Genomic DNA, 15,313 nt, shown 5'->3' with positions numbered 1-15,313 from the left:
ATGCACCTATTGCGATGGACGAAGGTTTACGTTTCGCAATTCGGGAAGGTGGCCGTACTGTTGGCGCCGGTGTTGTCGCTAAAATTATCGAGTAAAAAAGTTAAATTCTGTTGGCATGGACTCGATTGATTCATGCCAATTAATTTAGGCCAGTAGCTCAATTGGCAGAGTGGCGGTCTCCAAAACCGCAGGTTGGGGGTTCGATTCCCTCCTGGCCTGCCAACTTACAAGTGAATATGAAAAGTTCGAACGAAAATCAAAGTAATACTAAAAATATACTTTCATGGATGTCTGTGGTTCTTATAACTGCAGCAGCCTTTTTTTGTACATATCACTATACTTTCTCAGGTCCCATCCAGTCGATAATATGGCTAGTATGGTTACTGTTGACTTTATTTTTTGCCTACATGACTTCTGTAGGTAAACAAGTATTTAAATTTGCTCAAGAATCAAAAGTTGAATTGTTAAAAGTAGTTTGGCCAACCCGCCAAGAGACAATACAGACAACAACTATTGTTATTGTTATGGTTACCGTAACCGGATTTATACTCTGGGGAGTCGATTCAGTGATGATGTGGGCAATTGCTAAAATAACGCATTTAGGGTGAATTTGGTGGAAGAACACAAATCGAAACAATGGTACGTTGTACATGCCTATTCAGGTTACGAGAATTTCGTTATGCGCGAAATAAAATCTCGTGCACAGCACCACAACTTAGAAGATAAAATAGGTGAAGTTGTTGTACCTTCAGAAGAAGTTGTTGAAATGCGTTCAGGTCAAAAACGCAAAAGTACACGAAAATTTTTTCCAGGCTATGTCCTAGTAAACATGGTTATGGATGATCAAACCTGGCATATGATAAGAGCAATACCAAGAGTTTTAGGGTTTATTGGCGGAACCAGCCAAACACCTACACCCATTACAGATAAAGAGGCACGTGCAATTATGCAACGTGTTGAAGATGGGGTTACTAAACCAAGACCTAAAATTCTCTTTGAGCCAGGCGAAGTGGTTCGCGTCAAAGAAGGTCCATTCGTTGACTTTAATGGTGTAGTAGAAGAAGTCAACTATGAGAAAAACAGATTAAGAGTAGCAGTTCTAATTTTTGGACGATCTACTCCAGTTGAACTTGAATTTAGTCAAGTAGAGAAAACTTAGTTCGCTAAGGTGCCCTGATAAGTCTTAATAAACATCTTGTTTAGATAAGAGTTATCAGGGCTGTTTTGTGTAAAAAGGGGAGCTAGGAGAAACTAAAAAGTAAATTCATACTTTTTTTAATAACCTGGCGTATGACCCATAAGGAGTAAAGATGGCAAAAAAAGTAGAAGCATATATAAAGTTGCAAATTCCAGCCGGAAAAGCAAATCCGAGTCCACCAGTCGGTCCAGCTTTGGGTCAACGCGGTGTTAACATTATGGAGTTTTGTAAGGCCTTTAATGCTGCGACACAACAAATGGAACAAGGGTTACCTACTCCTGTTGTTATCACTGTATATAGTGATCGTAGTTTTACCTTTATTACTAAGACACCACCAGCTTCAGTTCTTCTGAAAAAGGCTGCCGGTATTCAAAGTGGAAGTGGTACACCTAACACTAAAAAAGTGGCAAAACTTAACGTCAAGCAACTTGAAGAAATTGCGAAAATTAAAGAACCTGATTTAACTGCAGCAAGCTTAGCAGCAGCAGTTAGAAGTATTGCAGGTACTGCTCGCAGTATGGGTATTGACGTTGAAGGTTTAGAGTAAGGGGGAGATGCCATGCCAAGAGTATCGAAAAAACAAAAAAAGATTTTAGAGACAATTAAATCCAATCATTTATATAGCGCTAGTGAAGCAATCAATCTTTTAAAACAATTTGCTTCAACTAAATTTCGCGAAAGTTTAGATATAAGTGTTAATTTGGGTGTAGATCCTCGTAAATCAGATCAAGTTGTCCGTTCATCAACCAATTTACCTAAAGGTACAGGTAAAGTTGTGCGTGTAGCAGTCTTTGCTCAAGGTGACAACGCAACTAAGGCAAAAGATGCTGGTGCTGATATCGTTGGGTTTGAAGATTTGGCTGAAAAGATAAAAGGTGGCGCAATGGACTTCGATGTTGTTATTGCAACACCCGATGCGATGCGTATTGTTGGTCAGTTAGGACAGGTCCTAGGCCCAAGAGGCTTAATGCCAAACCCAAAAGTTGGAACTGTGACTACCAACGTTGAAGCAGCAGTTAAGGATGCTAAATCAGGTCAAGTACGATACAGAACTGATAAGAACGGTATTATCCATTGTACTGTTGGAAAAGTAGATTTTAATGTTGAGGACATCATTGAAAATATCGTAGCTTTAATTAGCGATCTTAAAAAGGCGAAGCCTTCTGCATCTAAAGGTCAATATTTAAAGAAAATATCTTTGTCTACAACTATGGGCCCAGGGATAGCTATTGATATTTCATCAATACCTGTGTAATATACCCACCCATTTTTAGGAATTCACGGCATAGATTTGGTTCCATGCCGTCGAAGACCGCAGGTGCTAATGCTTAATTTCCTGCGCAGACGGTGAACCGGCTCCAACTTAATGAAAGAGGCGGCCACCATAACTGGCAAATCCTTGTGATTTGTATAATTAGGAGGTCAGTAACGTGACATTAAATTTAGCTGCAAAAAAAGCTGTTGTTGAAGAAGTGACTGCGGTCGCCTCAAAGGCTATTTCGGCAGTAGTTGCTGATTATCGTGGTTTAACTGTTAATCAAATGACGCACTTACGTAGTGAAGCACGTAAATCTGGTGTTTATCTTCGAGTTGTAAGAAATACTTTGACAAGAAGAGCGTTTAAAGACACTGAATTTGAGTGCTTGAATGACTTGCTTGTTGGCCCGTTATTCATTGCGTTATCACTAGAAGCACCTAGTGATGCAGCAAGACTACTTAAAGAATTCACTAAGACATGCGACAAACTTGAGGTCAGAGCATTATCCGTAGGCGGAAAAGTGTACAGCGCAGATCAAATTGATGCTGTAGCTAGCTTACCGACTCGTGATGAAGCAATTGCCAAGTTAATGTACGTGATGAAAGCGCCCGTTGAGAAATTTGTCAGAACTCTTGCTGAGCCTCATGCTAAATTAGTAAGAACCTTAGCAGCGGTAAAAGATAAAAAAGCAGGTTAAATCACATTTAATCATTAAATTAATTTTAAATCAGGAGCTAGTAATGGCTGTGTCAAAAAATGATATTTTAGAAACCATAGCAAATATGTCTGTTATGGAAGTTGTTGAATTAATCGAAGCAATGGAAGAGAAATTTAACGTTTCTGCTGCCGCTGCTGCTGTTGCAGTTGCTGCTCCAGCTGCTGCTGCTGCCGCTGCTGAAGAACAAACTGAATTTACTGTTGTTATGACCAGTTTCGGTGCAAACAAAGTTAACGTTATTAAAGCAGTTCGTGGTATTACTGGTCTTGGCTTGAAAGAAGCTAAAGATTTAGTAGAAGGTGCTCCTTCAACAATTAAAGAAGGTGTATCTAAAGATGAAGCTGCTAACATCAAGAAAGAACTTGAAGAAGCTGGTGCTTCAGTAGAAGTTAAATAATAAAGTTATATCAGTGAGATAGGACCCAGCCATGGCTTCATGGCTGGGTTTACGTGTTTGAAGTCATCAATAATTTACAGAGGAAACACCATGGCCGTTGCAGAAGCTAAACCTCAATATTCGCATGCTGAGAAAAAACGATTTCGCAAAAGCTTTGGTACGCAGGCCGATAAAATGGCAATACCAAATCTGCTTGAAATTCAACTCAAATCCTACAGGGATTTTCTTCAGGCTGATAGCAAGTCAAATGAACACTTTAATACAGGATTACATGCTGCATTTTCTTCTGTATTTCCGATTGAAAGCTTTTCTGGCAATGCACGATTAGAATATGTTGGTTATAAGTTAGGCGAACCAGCTTTTGATGTTCGTGAATGCAAATTAAGAGGCCTAACATATTCTGCGCCATTAAGGGTTAAAATAAGACTTGTTGTGCTGGATAAAGACGCAAGCGAAGAACCTAAGCCAATCAAAGATATTAGAGAACAAGACGTTTTTATGGGTGAAATACCTTTAATGACAGACGTAGGTACGTTTGTAGTAAATGGTACTGAACGAGTAGTTGTTTCCCAATTACATCGTTCCCCTGGTGTTATATTTGAGCATGATAAAGGTAAGACTCATTCATCAGGTAAGCTGTTATATTCCGCACGCATTATACCCTACCGTGGTTCTTGGTTAGATTTTGAATTTGATCCAAAAGACTGTGTTTATGTTCGTATTGATAGACGACGAAAATTACCCGTAAGCATTCTCTTAAGAGCTTTAGGATACGAAACAGAAGATATCCTGAGTGAATTTTTTGAAATGACCAGCTGCCATCTTAAAAATGGCGAATATCATATCGATCTCATCCCACAGCGCTTACGCGGTGAAATTGCTTCATTTGATATTCATGTTCCTGAAACAGGGGAACTAATTGTTGAGCAAGGTAGAAGAATCACTGCACGCCATATCAAATTAATGGAAAAAAGTCAGATGAAAGATCTGATAGTGCCTCGTGATTATTTAATAGGTAAGACACTATCAAAAAATATAATAGACACTCTTACTGGAGAAATCATTGCTCAAGCAAACGATGAAGTGACTGATGAGTTGCTTGACGTAATGGCTTCTCACGGAATTCATGAATTTGATATGATTTATACAAATGATTTAGATCATGGTTCTTATATATCGGATACAGTGAAAATTGATCCAACCTCCAGTCAGTTAGAGGCACTTGTAGAAATTTATCGTATGATGCGTCCAGGCGAACCACCAACTAAAGAGGCCGCTGAAGCTCTATTCAAAAATCTATTTTTTGTCGATGAGCGATATGACTTGTCTGCTGTAGGAAGGATGAAATTTAACCGACGTGTAGGCAGAAAGAATGATGACGGTCCAGGTACTTTGACTAAAGAAGACATCATGGCTGTTATCAAGACATTAATCGACATAAGAAATGGCATTGGTATGGTTGATGATATTGACCACCTTGGTAACCGAAGGGTACGAAGCGTTGGTGAAATGACTGAAAACCAATTTAGAGTCGGCCTTGTTCGTGTTGAAAGAGCTGTTAAAGAGCGTTTAAGTTTGGTTGAGTCTGAAAATCTGATGCCTCAAGATTTAATTAACGCAAAACCAGTATCTGCAGCGATTAAAGAATTTTTCGGTTCCAGCCAATTGTCACAATTTATGGATCAAGTAAACCCCTTATCAGGTGTTACCCATAAACGAAGAGTTTCTGCATTAGGCCCAGGTGGTTTAACTCGTGAGCGTGCAGGGTTTGAGGTACGTGACGTACATACAACACACTACGGACGTGTCTGTCCTATTGAAACTCCTGAAGGTCCAAACATTGGTCTGATTAACTCATTGTCTGTTTATGCTAGGACTAATGATTATGGATTTATCGAAACTCCATGTCGAAAAGTAATCAATGGACGTGTGACTGATGAGATTGAGTACCTATCAGCTATTGAAGAAGTTGATCAGTATATTGCGCAATCAAGCGTTGCTCTTGATAAAGAGGGTAATATCCTTGCAGATCTGGTTCCGTGCAGACATCAGAATGAATTTTCATTAACTACCCCCGATAATATTAACTACATGGATATTTCTCCAAAACAGATTGTATCTGTAGCTGCTTCTTTAATTCCATTCTTAGAGCATGATGATGCGAACCGAGCTTTGATGGGCTCAAACATGCAACGTCAGGCAGTGCCAACTCTCCGTTCTGAAAAGCCTTTGGTAGGCACGGGAATGGAGCGTATTGTAGCTTCCGACTCTGGAGTTTCTGTAGTCGCAAAACGAGGTGGAGTAATTGATCTTGTTGATGCATCACGTATCGTTGTTCGCGTCAATGATGATGAAACTACCGCAGGTGAAACAGGTGTGGATATATACAACCTCACTAAATACTTCCGCTCCAACCAAGATACATGTATTAATCAACGTCCAATAGTAAATACTGGCGATATTATACAAAAAGGCGACATCTTGGCAGACGGTCCATGCACAGATATGGGTGAGCTGGCCTTAGGTCAGAACTTATTGGTCGCTTTTATGCCTTGGAATGGATATAACTTTGAGGACTCTATTCTTATATCTGAACGTATTGTGCAAGATGATCGATTCACAACAATTCATATAGAAGAATTAACCTGTATCGCTCGTGATACCAAATTAGGTACTGAAGAAATTACTGCAGATATCCCTAATGTTGGTGAGTCAGCACTTTCTAACCTGGATGAATCAGGAGTAGTGTACATTGGTGCAGAAGTTAAGGCTGGTGATATTCTCGTAGGAAAAGTGACGCCTAAGGGTGAAACACAATTGACTCCCGAAGAAAAACTATTACGAGCAATCTTTGGTGAAAAAGCTTCTGATGTAAAAGATTCTTCACTGCGTGTTCCATCAGGAATGAACGGAACAGTTATTGATGTACAAGTATTTACGCGTGATGGTTTAGAAAAAGACGCACGTGCGAAAAGCATTGAAGAAGAACATCTAGCACGAGTTCGTAAAGACTTAGTTGATGAACGACGTATTCGCGAAGAAGATATCTACCATCGTGTTGCAAATATTGTTCTCGATAAAGTGGCAACAGGAGGTCCAGGTAACCTGAAACCAGGATCCACGATTACTCAGGAATACCTTGATAAACTAAGTAGAGACAAATGGTTTGATATTCGTCTTGAAAATGACGCAACAAGTCAACAATTAGAACAACTTTCAAAACAACTTGAAATGTTGTCTAAAGAGATGGAAAAGCGCTTTAACGACAGTCGTAAGAAAATAATTCAAGGTGATGATTTAGCTCCTGGTGTATTAAAAATTGTCAAAGTCTATCTTGCTGTGAAAAGACGAATTCAGCCCGGTGATAAAATGGCGGGTCGTCATGGAAACAAAGGGGTTATCTCTATTGTTGTTCCAGTCGAAGATATGCCTCATATGGAAGATGGAACAGCTGTGGATATCGTTCTTAATCCGTTGGGCGTACCATCACGTATGAATATTGGGCAAGTACTTGAAACTCACCTAGGTTTAGCCGCAAAAGGATTGGGTAATAAGATTGCTCAAATGCTTGATACAAAACAAAATGCAACTGAAATCAAGTCATTTCTGAATAAGATATATAACCATGATGATGTACAACGAGTACATTTAGATTGTCTGAATGATGATGAAATACTTAGACTGGCAGACAATTTACGTGCGGGTGTACCCATGGCAACGCCTGTTTTTGATGGTGCTTCTGAAGAAGAAATCAAAAGCATGTTGCAGTTAGCGGATTTGTCTTCTGATGGTAAAACCTTCTTGATTGATGGTAGAACTGGAAACAAATTTGATAATCCAGTAACTGTAGGTTACATGTACATGTTGAAACTAAACCATTTAGTTGATGATAAGATGCATGCTCGCTCAACTGGCTCATACAGTCTAGTAACGCAACAACCATTAGGTGGTAAAGCTCAGTTTGGTGGTCAGCGCTTTGGGGAGATGGAGGTTTGGGCTCTCGAAGCTTATGGTGCAGCTTATACATTACAGGAAATGTTGACTGTGAAATCAGATGACGTTGGAGGTAGAACAAAAATCTACAAAAATATTGTCGATGGCGATCATCGTATGGACCCAGGAATGCCTGAATCTTTCAACGTACTATTGAAAGAAATCCGCGCATTGGGAATAGATATCGAACTCGAACACGATTAACTTTTTCAGCGATACATACTGATTAACAAATTTTTGGAGGCATAGACTTGAGTACTCTAAACGACGATCCAATGAATGAACCAATGAGAAAAGCTCCTGTAATGAGCGATTTGCTTGGCATCCTTAAACAACAGGGACAAAGTGAAGAGTTCGATGCAATTAAGATTGCGTTAGCTTCTCCCGAGCTAATTCGTTCATGGTCATATGGTGAAGTAAAGAAACCGGAAACTATAAATTATCGTACATTTAAACCTGAGCGTGATGGTTTGTTCTGTGCCAAGACGTTTGGACCAGTAAAAGATTACGAATGCTTATGCGGTAAATACAAGCGTCTTAAACATCGTGGCGTAATTTGTGAAAAGTGCGGTGTCGAGCTTGCGTTGGCTAAAGTACGCCGTGAACGTATGGGGCATATTGAACTTGCAAGCCCAGTTGCACATATCTGGTTTTTGAAGTCATTACCTTCCAGAATAGGTTTATTACTGGACATGACCTTACGAGATATTGAACGTGTACTTTATTTTGAAGCATTTGTTGTCGTTGACCCTGGAATGACTGAATTGGAACGTGGTCAATTGCTCAATGATGAAGTTTATCTTGATGCAATGGAACAATATGGTGATGAATTTGATGCACGTATGGGTGCCGAAGCAATTCGTGATTTACTACGCCAAGTTGATTTGGAAGATGAAATCAGGAATTTGCGTGAAGAATTACCAACTACCAGTTCTGAAACAAAAATTAAGAAAATTACAAAACGATTAAAACTACTTGAAGCTTTTTATGAGTCTGGAAATAAGCCTGAGTGGATGATCATGGATGTACTACCTGTTCTACCGCCTGATTTAAGACCTTTAGTTCCATTAGATGGTGGTCGGTTTGCGACATCTGATTTGAATGATTTGTACCGGCGCGTTATTAACCGAAATAATCGTTTGAAGCGTCTTCTGGATCTGAATGCACCAGATATCATTGTGCGCAATGAAAAAAGAATGTTACAGGAATCAGTAGATGCGCTGCTTGATAATGGACGTCGTGGCCGTGCAATTACAGGTACAAATAAGCGACCACTAAAATCATTAGCAGATATGATTAAAGGGAAACAAGGTCGTTTCCGACAAAACCTGTTGGGTAAACGTGTTGACTATTCTGGTCGTTCAGTTATCGTAGTTGGTCCGACTTTGAAGCTGCATCAGTGCGGCCTTCCCAAGAAAATGGCTCTTGAGTTATTTAAACCATTTATATTCAGCAAACTTGAATTTAGAGGCTTAGCTACAACAATTAAAGCTGCCAAGAAAATGGTAGAGCGCGAAGAGTCTGTTGTTTGGGATATTTTGGATGATGTGATTCGTGAACATCCTATCCTGTTAAACCGAGCTCCTACATTACACAGATTGGGCATACAGGCATTCGAGCCGGTACTAATTGAAGGTAAAGCAATACAGCTTCATCCTTTGGTTTGTACTGCATACAACGCGGACTTTGACGGTGACCAAATGGCTGTTCACGTTCCGTTGACTTTGGAGGCACAATTAGAAGCTCGCTCATTAATGATGTCTACAAATAACATCTTGTCGCCTGCGAGTGGTGAGCCAATTATTGTTCCCAGCCAGGACGTTGTACTTGGTTTATATTACTTGACTCGGGAAAAGGTCAACGCATTGGGCGAAGGGAAAATTTTTGTTAGTGCCCAAGAAGCACAAAATTTTTATGAATCAGGTCATCTTGATATTCATGCAAAAATTAAAATTCGTATGCCTAAGGAAGACGGAGAAGGGCATCATTTAGTTGAAACAACTGTTGGTCGTGCAATTCTTGCTGAGGTACTACCCAAAGGTATGACTTTTGCGCAGATAAACCGTACTATGACCAAGAAGGTTATTACGAAGGTTATCGACACTTGCTATAGAAATTTTGGTTTGAAGGAAACTGTTATTTTTGCAGATAAGCTTATGTACACTGGCTTTAAATATGCAACACGCTCTGGTGTGTCAATTGGTATTGAGGATATGGAAATACCTGATGATAAAGCCAACATCATTGAACATGCAGATAATGAAGTTCGCGAAATTGAATCACAATTCCGCTCTGGTTTAGTAACTAATGGTGAGCGCTACAATAAGGTAATTGATATTTGGTCCAGAACTAACGAACTTGTTGCTAAATCGATGATGACTAAAATAGCAACAGAAGAAGCTTTTGATGCAAAAGGCAATAAAGTTCGACAAGAATCATTCAACCCAATCTTTATGATGGCTGATTCTGGTGCGCGAGGTTCCGCAGCGCAAATCAGACAGTTAGCAGGTATGCGTGGATTGATGGCTGCGCCAGATGGCTCGATTATTGAAACCCCAATTACAGCTAACTTCCGCGAAGGTTTGAATGTATTCCAGTACTTTATTTCGACTCACGGAGCGAGAAAAGGTTTGGCAGATACAGCGTTAAAAACGGCTAACTCTGGTTATTTAACAAGACGTTTAGTTGACGTAGCTCAAGACGTAGTAATTACTGAAGATGATTGCGGTGTTGATACCGGTATCCTAATGCAACCTCTGATTGAAGGTGGTGATATCGTTGAGCCATTACATGAGCGAGTTTTAGGTCGTGTTGTTGCATCAGATGTTTATATTCCTAACCAAAGTGAGCCTGTTGTAACTGCAGGAACATTGCTGGATGAAGAGTGGGTGGAAAAACTCGAAAAACAAGGTGTAGACCAAATTATGGTTCGTTCACCGATTACCTGTCAAACACGCTTTGGATTATGTGCCAAGTGCTATGGTCGAGATTTGGCAAGAGGTCATCTCGTTAATACTGGCGAGGCAGTAGGTATTATTGCTGCTCAGTCAATTGGAGAGCCTGGTACTCAGTTAACAATGCGTACTTTCCATATCGGGGGTGCTGCTTCCAGAGCAACTGCAGCAAATAATATTCAGATCAAAACGAAAGGGGTTATTCGTTTACATAATATTAAAACTGTGACTCACGAAAACAAAAACTTGGTTGCAGTGTCACGATCTGGTGAAGTTACCATTCTTGATGAATTTGGACGTGAACGTGAACGTTATAAGCTACCCTATGGTGCTGTAATTTCAGTTCAAGACAATTCACCGGTGGAAGCGGGACAAGTTATTGCTACCTGGGACCCTCATACTCACCCAGTTATTTCTGAGGTAACTGGATATCTGAAATTTGTTGATTTGATCGATGGTATTACCATGAATCGACAAACAGATGAGCTAACTGGCTTGAGCAACATTGTTGTTATTGATGCGAAACAACGTAGTGCAGCAGGTCGTGATATGCGTCCTATGGTAAAATTAGTCGCAGAAAATGGCGAAGATATATTCCTTGCTGGTACAAACGTTCCTGCTCAATACTATCTGCCTGTAGATGCGATTGTTAATTTTGAAGATGGCAGTCACGTGGGTATAGGGGATGTTATTGCTCGTATTCCCCAAGAGCGCTCCAAAACGCGCGATATTACAGGGGGTCTGCCAAGGGTGGCTGATTTATTCGAAGCACGTAAACCTAAAGATTCAGCAGTTATGGCTGAAGTTTCAGGAATGGTTAGCTTTGGTAAGGAAACAAAAGGTAAGAGAAGATTACTTATTAATGTTTCAGAAGATCAATGTCATGAAGAATTAATTCCTAAATGGAGACATATTTCTGTCTTTGAAGGAGAGCATGTTGAACGTGGTGAAATAATCGCTGAAGGCGCGCTCAATCCTCATGATATATTGCGCTTGCTAGGTGTTGGAGCATTAGCTAATTACATCGTAAATGAAGTGCAAGACGTATATCGTTTACAGGGTGTAAAAATTAATGATAAACATATCGAAGTAATCGTACGTCAAATGCTACGTAAAAGAGTTATTACTTTTGCTGGGGATTCTAAATTCTTGGCAGGAGAGCAAGTAGAAGAAAGTGTCTTGTTGCAAGAAAATGACAAACTTATTGCTGAAGATAAACAACCAGCTCGCGGAACTCCTATATTGTTAGGTATTACAAAGGCTTCTTTGGCTACAGAGTCATTTATTTCTGCTGCTTCATTCCAGGAAACAACAAGAGTTCTAACTGAAGCTGCTGTAAGTGGTAAAATTGATGATTTACGTGGTTTGAAAGAAAATGTGATGGTAGGTCGTTTGATTCCTGCAGGAACAGGCTATGCATATCATCAAGGCCGTAAGGCAAAAAGAGCTAAGGCTGCAGCCGGTGAGCACCCAGTGCATACCGTTACTGCAAGTGATGTTGAGCATGCGTTAAGTGAAGCACTGAACGCAGACAATCAAGAACACTAGTTCGGATTCGAAAACGGCAGATTAAACTTGACAAATCTGCCGTAGCTATATAGAATCCGGCCTCCTTATGCATTCGAAATAATCAAAAGAGACAGATCGGAGTTAAGTATAAATGGCTACTATTAATCAGTTAGTAAGAAAGCCTCGTGTGGACGTAAAGAAGAAAAGTAACGTGCCTGCACTGGAATCATGTCCACAAAGACGCGGTGTGTGTACACGCGTTTACACTACTACACCTAAAAAACCTAACTCAGCTATGCGTAAGGTTGCTCGTGTACGTTTAACTAATGGATTTGAAGTTTCATCATACATTGGTGGAGAAGGCCATAACCTTCAGGAACACTCAGTTGTTCTAATTAGAGGTGGTCGTGTTAAAGATTTGCCTGGTGTACGCTATCACACTGTACGAGGTAGCTTAGATACCTCAGGTGTTAATGATCGTAAGCAAGGTCGTTCAAAATACGGTACAAAAAAACCAAAAGATAAAAAATAACTGATTGTAGGAAATCGAAATGCCTAGAAGAAGAGAAGTCCCCAAAAGAGAAATTTTGCCAGATCCTAAACATCATAGTGAATTATTAGCAAAATTTATCAACGTATTAATGGTTAGCGGTAAGAAGTCTACTGCTGAAAAAATAATTTATGGTGCTTTATCCGTAATGGAAGAGCGCGTAAAGAAACTTAAAAAGACAGATGAAGACGAAGGTGAATCAGGAAGCGGTTCAACAACAGTTCTTCGTTATTTTGAAAATGCTTTAGATAATGTTCGCCCAAGCGTTGAAGTTCGTTCTCGCCGAGTTGGTGGTGCAACATATCAAGTACCTGTTGAAGTAAGAACCGATCGAAGCATTGCTTTAGGAATGCGCTGGATTGTACAGGCAGCACGTACTCGTGGTGAGAAGGGTATGATGTTACGATTAGCTGGAGAACTGATGGATGCATACGAAAGTAAAGGTTCTGCAGTGAAAAAACGCGAAGATACACACAAGATGGCAAAAGCCAACCAGGCATTTGCGCATTTTAGATGGAACTAATAGAGAGGTAATCCCGTGTCTACTCCATTAAAGCTATATAGAAACATAGGTATTGCAGCGCACGTTGATGCTGGGAAAACCACAACAACTGAGCGTGTACTGTACTATACCGGAATGTCTCATAAAATTGGTGAAGTTCATGACGGTGCTGCAACTATGGACTGGATGGTTCAGGAGCAAGAGCGCGGTATTACTATTACGTCAGCAGCAACAACCTGCTATTGGTCAGGTATGGACAAGCAATTCGAACCACATCGAATCAACATTATCGATACCCCTGGGCACGTCGACTTCATGATTGAAGTTGAGCGTTCACTGCGAGTACTCGATGGTGCCGTTGTTGTGTTCGATTCAGTGTCTGGAGTGGAGCCACAGTCTGAAACTGTTTGGCGTCAAGCAAACAAATATGGTGTGCCACGAATCGTATTCGTCAATAAGATGGATAGAATGGGTGCGAACTTCCTACGTGTTGTTAGCCAAATCAAACAAAGACTCGGTTCAAATCCAATCGTGGTTCAATTACCAATAGGTGCTGAAGAAGAGTTTAAAGGCGTTATTGACCTTATTAAAATGAAGGCTATTCATTGGGATGAAGAAAATAAAGGGATGACTTTCCAATACAAAGATGTTCCTGATGATCTCAAAGAACAATGCGAAGAATACCGTGCTCTACTTATAGAAGCAGCTGCTGAAGCAAATGAAGAACTCATGGAAAAATACCTTGATGGTCAAGAATTTACTGAAGCAGAGATTAAGAAGGCACTACGTCAATTGACTATCAGTAACCAAATCGTTCCTGTGTTCTGTGGTTCAGCCTTTAAAAATAAGGGTGTACAAGCAGTTTTAGATGGAGTGATTGAATATTTACCATCTCCAACTGACATTCCTGACGTTCAAGGCGTAGACGAAGATGGTGAGCCAGCTTCTCGTAAAACAAGTTACGAAGCTCCCTTTTCAGCTTTAGCGTTTAAAATCGCAACTGACCCATTTGTTGGTACTTTAACTTATTTTAGAACATACTCGGGTGTTTTAAAGAGTGGAGATACTGTTTATAACTCAGTAAAAGCTAAAAGAGAGCGCATAGGTCGTTTGCTTCAGATGCACGCTAATTCACGCGAAGAAATTAAAGAAGTAAGAGCTGGTGATATTGCTGCAGCTGTGGGACTAAAAACAGTAATGACTGGTGATACTTTATGTGATACTGAGAATGTTGTCATATTAGAAAGAATGGATTTTCCAGATCCGGTAATTGCAGTAGCAGTTGAACCAAGAACTAAGGCAGACCAGGAAAAAATGGGTATTGCTCTTGGTAAGTTGGCTCAAGAAGATCCATCATTCAGAGTCCATACTGATGAGGAATCTGGTCAGACTATTATCGAAGGAATGGGGGAGCTACATCTGGAAATTATTGTTGACCGCATGAAACGAGAGTTTAATGTGGAAGCTAATGTTGGTAAGCCTCAAGTTGCCTATCGCGAAACATTGAAACAACCTGTTGAGCAAGAAGGCAAATTTGTAAGACAATCAGGTGGACGTGGACAATATGGACACGTTTGGTTGAAAATTGAACCTCAAGAACCTGGAACAGGTTATGAGTTTGTCAACGCAATTGTCGGTGGTGTTATTCCTAAAGAATACATTCCGGCTGTTGATAAGGGTGTTCAAGAGCAGATGCAAAATGGCGTAATCGCTGGCTATCCAGTAGTGGATGTTAAAGTCACATTGTTTGACGGTTCGTTCCACGAAGTGGATTCTAGTGAGATGGCATTTAAAATCGCTGGTTCACAATGCTTCAAGCAAGGTGCATTAAAAGCTAAACCGGTATTGCTTGAGCCTATAATGAGTGTTGAAGTCGTAACCCCTGAGGATTATATGGGGGATGTTATGGGTGACCTTAACAGACGTCGCGGTCTGGTTCAAGGAATGGAAGATTCACCAGCAGGTAAAATTGTTCGGGCTGAAGTTCCATTAGCAGAGATGTTTGGCTATTCAACCGATTTACGTTCTGCGACGCAAGGAAGAGCAACATATACAATGGAGTTTAGTAAGTACGCGGAAGCACCAAATAACATTGCTGAAGCAATTATTAAGAAACAATAAAGTTAACGAGGTTATTGAAATGGCGAAGGAAAAATTTGAACGTAAAAAGCCACACGTAAATGTTGGCACGATTGGTCACGTAGACCACGGTAAGACAACATTAACAGCGGCTA

General features: G+C 40.3%; 13 protein-coding genes and 1 tRNA gene. All 14 read left to right on the top strand.

All coding sequences use genetic code 11. The features are described 5' to 3' along the window. Window positions 1–95: EF-Tu C-terminal domain-related protein (locus BW930_RS16345; RefSeq protein WP_076547599.1), on the top strand; the 95-nt coding region annotated here is incomplete at its 5' end. A gap of 51 nt (window positions 96–146) precedes the next feature. Then, window positions 147–222: transfer RNA gene (locus BW930_RS16340), tRNA-Trp, on the top strand. A gap of 14 nt (window positions 223–236) precedes the next feature. Continuing rightward, window positions 237–608 carry a preprotein translocase subunit SecE gene (gene secE, locus BW930_RS16335; RefSeq protein WP_058466799.1) on the top strand — a complete coding sequence of 124 codons (372 nt, stop codon included), beginning with the start codon at window positions 237–239 and terminating at the stop codon, window positions 606–608. Between the two features lie 2 nt (window positions 609–610). After that, the gene (gene nusG / locus BW930_RS16330; protein WP_172461601.1) at window positions 611–1,159 is read left to right on the top strand and encodes a transcription termination/antitermination protein NusG; all 549 of its coding nucleotides are present in this window, start codon (window positions 611–613) and stop codon (window positions 1,157–1,159) included. Between the two features lie 151 nt (window positions 1,160–1,310). After that, complete coding sequence (gene rplK / locus BW930_RS16325; RefSeq protein ID WP_010654844.1) at window positions 1,311–1,745, top strand: 50S ribosomal protein L11; 435 nt, start codon at window positions 1,311–1,313, stop codon at window positions 1,743–1,745. A gap of 12 nt (window positions 1,746–1,757) precedes the next feature. After that, on the top strand, window positions 1,758–2,453 hold the full coding sequence (rplA, locus tag BW930_RS16320; RefSeq protein WP_058466787.1) for a 50S ribosomal protein L1: 696 nt from the start codon (window positions 1,758–1,760) through the stop codon (window positions 2,451–2,453). A gap of 175 nt (window positions 2,454–2,628) precedes the next feature. Then, window positions 2,629–3,153 carry a 50S ribosomal protein L10 gene (rplJ, locus tag BW930_RS16315; RefSeq protein WP_058466786.1) on the top strand — a complete coding sequence of 175 codons (525 nt, stop codon included), beginning with the start codon at window positions 2,629–2,631 and terminating at the stop codon, window positions 3,151–3,153. A gap of 43 nt (window positions 3,154–3,196) precedes the next feature. After that, entirely contained in the window at window positions 3,197–3,571 is a 375-nt protein-coding gene (rplL, locus tag BW930_RS16310; protein WP_058466785.1) for a 50S ribosomal protein L7/L12, read from the top strand. Between the two features lie 90 nt (window positions 3,572–3,661). Further along, complete coding sequence (gene rpoB / locus BW930_RS16305) at window positions 3,662–7,768, top strand: DNA-directed RNA polymerase subunit beta (protein WP_058466784.1); 4,107 nt, start codon at window positions 3,662–3,664, stop codon at window positions 7,766–7,768. 101 nt (window positions 7,769–7,869) lie between these two features. Next, entirely contained in the window at window positions 7,870–12,066 is a 4,197-nt protein-coding gene (gene rpoC / locus BW930_RS16300) for a DNA-directed RNA polymerase subunit beta' (protein WP_058466798.1), read from the top strand. Window positions 12,067–12,178: 112 nt separating this feature from the next. Further along, window positions 12,179–12,559: a 30S ribosomal protein S12 gene (gene rpsL, locus BW930_RS16295; RefSeq protein WP_010654837.1), complete on the top strand. Its 381-nt coding sequence runs from the start codon at window positions 12,179–12,181 to the stop codon at window positions 12,557–12,559. Window positions 12,560–12,578: 19 nt separating this feature from the next. Further along, a complete protein-coding gene (rpsG, locus tag BW930_RS16290) occupies window positions 12,579–13,100 on the top strand; it encodes a 30S ribosomal protein S7 (protein WP_058466783.1) in 522 nt (173 codons plus the stop codon). Window positions 13,101–13,115: 15 nt separating this feature from the next. Next, window positions 13,116–15,200 (top strand): elongation factor G, encoded by a 2,085-nt coding sequence (gene fusA / locus BW930_RS16285; RefSeq protein ID WP_058466782.1) that lies wholly within the window; start codon window positions 13,116–13,118, stop codon window positions 15,198–15,200. A gap of 19 nt (window positions 15,201–15,219) precedes the next feature. Continuing rightward, window positions 15,220–15,313: GTP-binding protein (locus BW930_RS16280; RefSeq protein WP_033159601.1), on the top strand; the 94-nt coding region annotated here is incomplete at its 3' end.

It is taken from the genome of Fluoribacter gormanii (genome assembly GCF_900156395.1).
Classification (GTDB): domain Bacteria; phylum Pseudomonadota; class Gammaproteobacteria; order Legionellales; family Legionellaceae; genus Legionella; species Legionella gormanii.
This window is presented reverse-complemented; position numbering and strand designations above follow the sequence as displayed.

What these genes read in the sequence shown, in the direction of transcription:
- secE (WP_058466799.1), top strand. Translation starts at nt 237, where the DNA reads ATGAAAAGTTCGAACGAAAATCAAAGTAATACTAAAAATATACTTTCA.
- rplL (WP_058466785.1), top strand. Translation starts at nt 3,197, where the DNA reads ATGGCTGTGTCAAAAAATGATATTTTAGAAACCATAGCAAATATGTCT.
- rpsL (WP_010654837.1), top strand. Translation starts at nt 12,179, where the DNA reads ATGGCTACTATTAATCAGTTAGTAAGAAAGCCTCGTGTGGACGTAAAG.
- rplA (WP_058466787.1), top strand. Translation starts at nt 1,758, where the DNA reads ATGCCAAGAGTATCGAAAAAACAAAAAAAGATTTTAGAGACAATTAAA.
- rpoC (WP_058466798.1), top strand. Translation starts at nt 7,870, where the DNA reads ATGAGCGATTTGCTTGGCATCCTTAAACAACAGGGACAAAGTGAAGAG.
- rpsG (WP_058466783.1), top strand. Translation starts at nt 12,579, where the DNA reads ATGCCTAGAAGAAGAGAAGTCCCCAAAAGAGAAATTTTGCCAGATCCT.
- rpoB (WP_058466784.1), top strand. Translation starts at nt 3,662, where the DNA reads ATGGCCGTTGCAGAAGCTAAACCTCAATATTCGCATGCTGAGAAAAAA.
- rplK (WP_010654844.1), top strand. Translation starts at nt 1,311, where the DNA reads ATGGCAAAAAAAGTAGAAGCATATATAAAGTTGCAAATTCCAGCCGGA.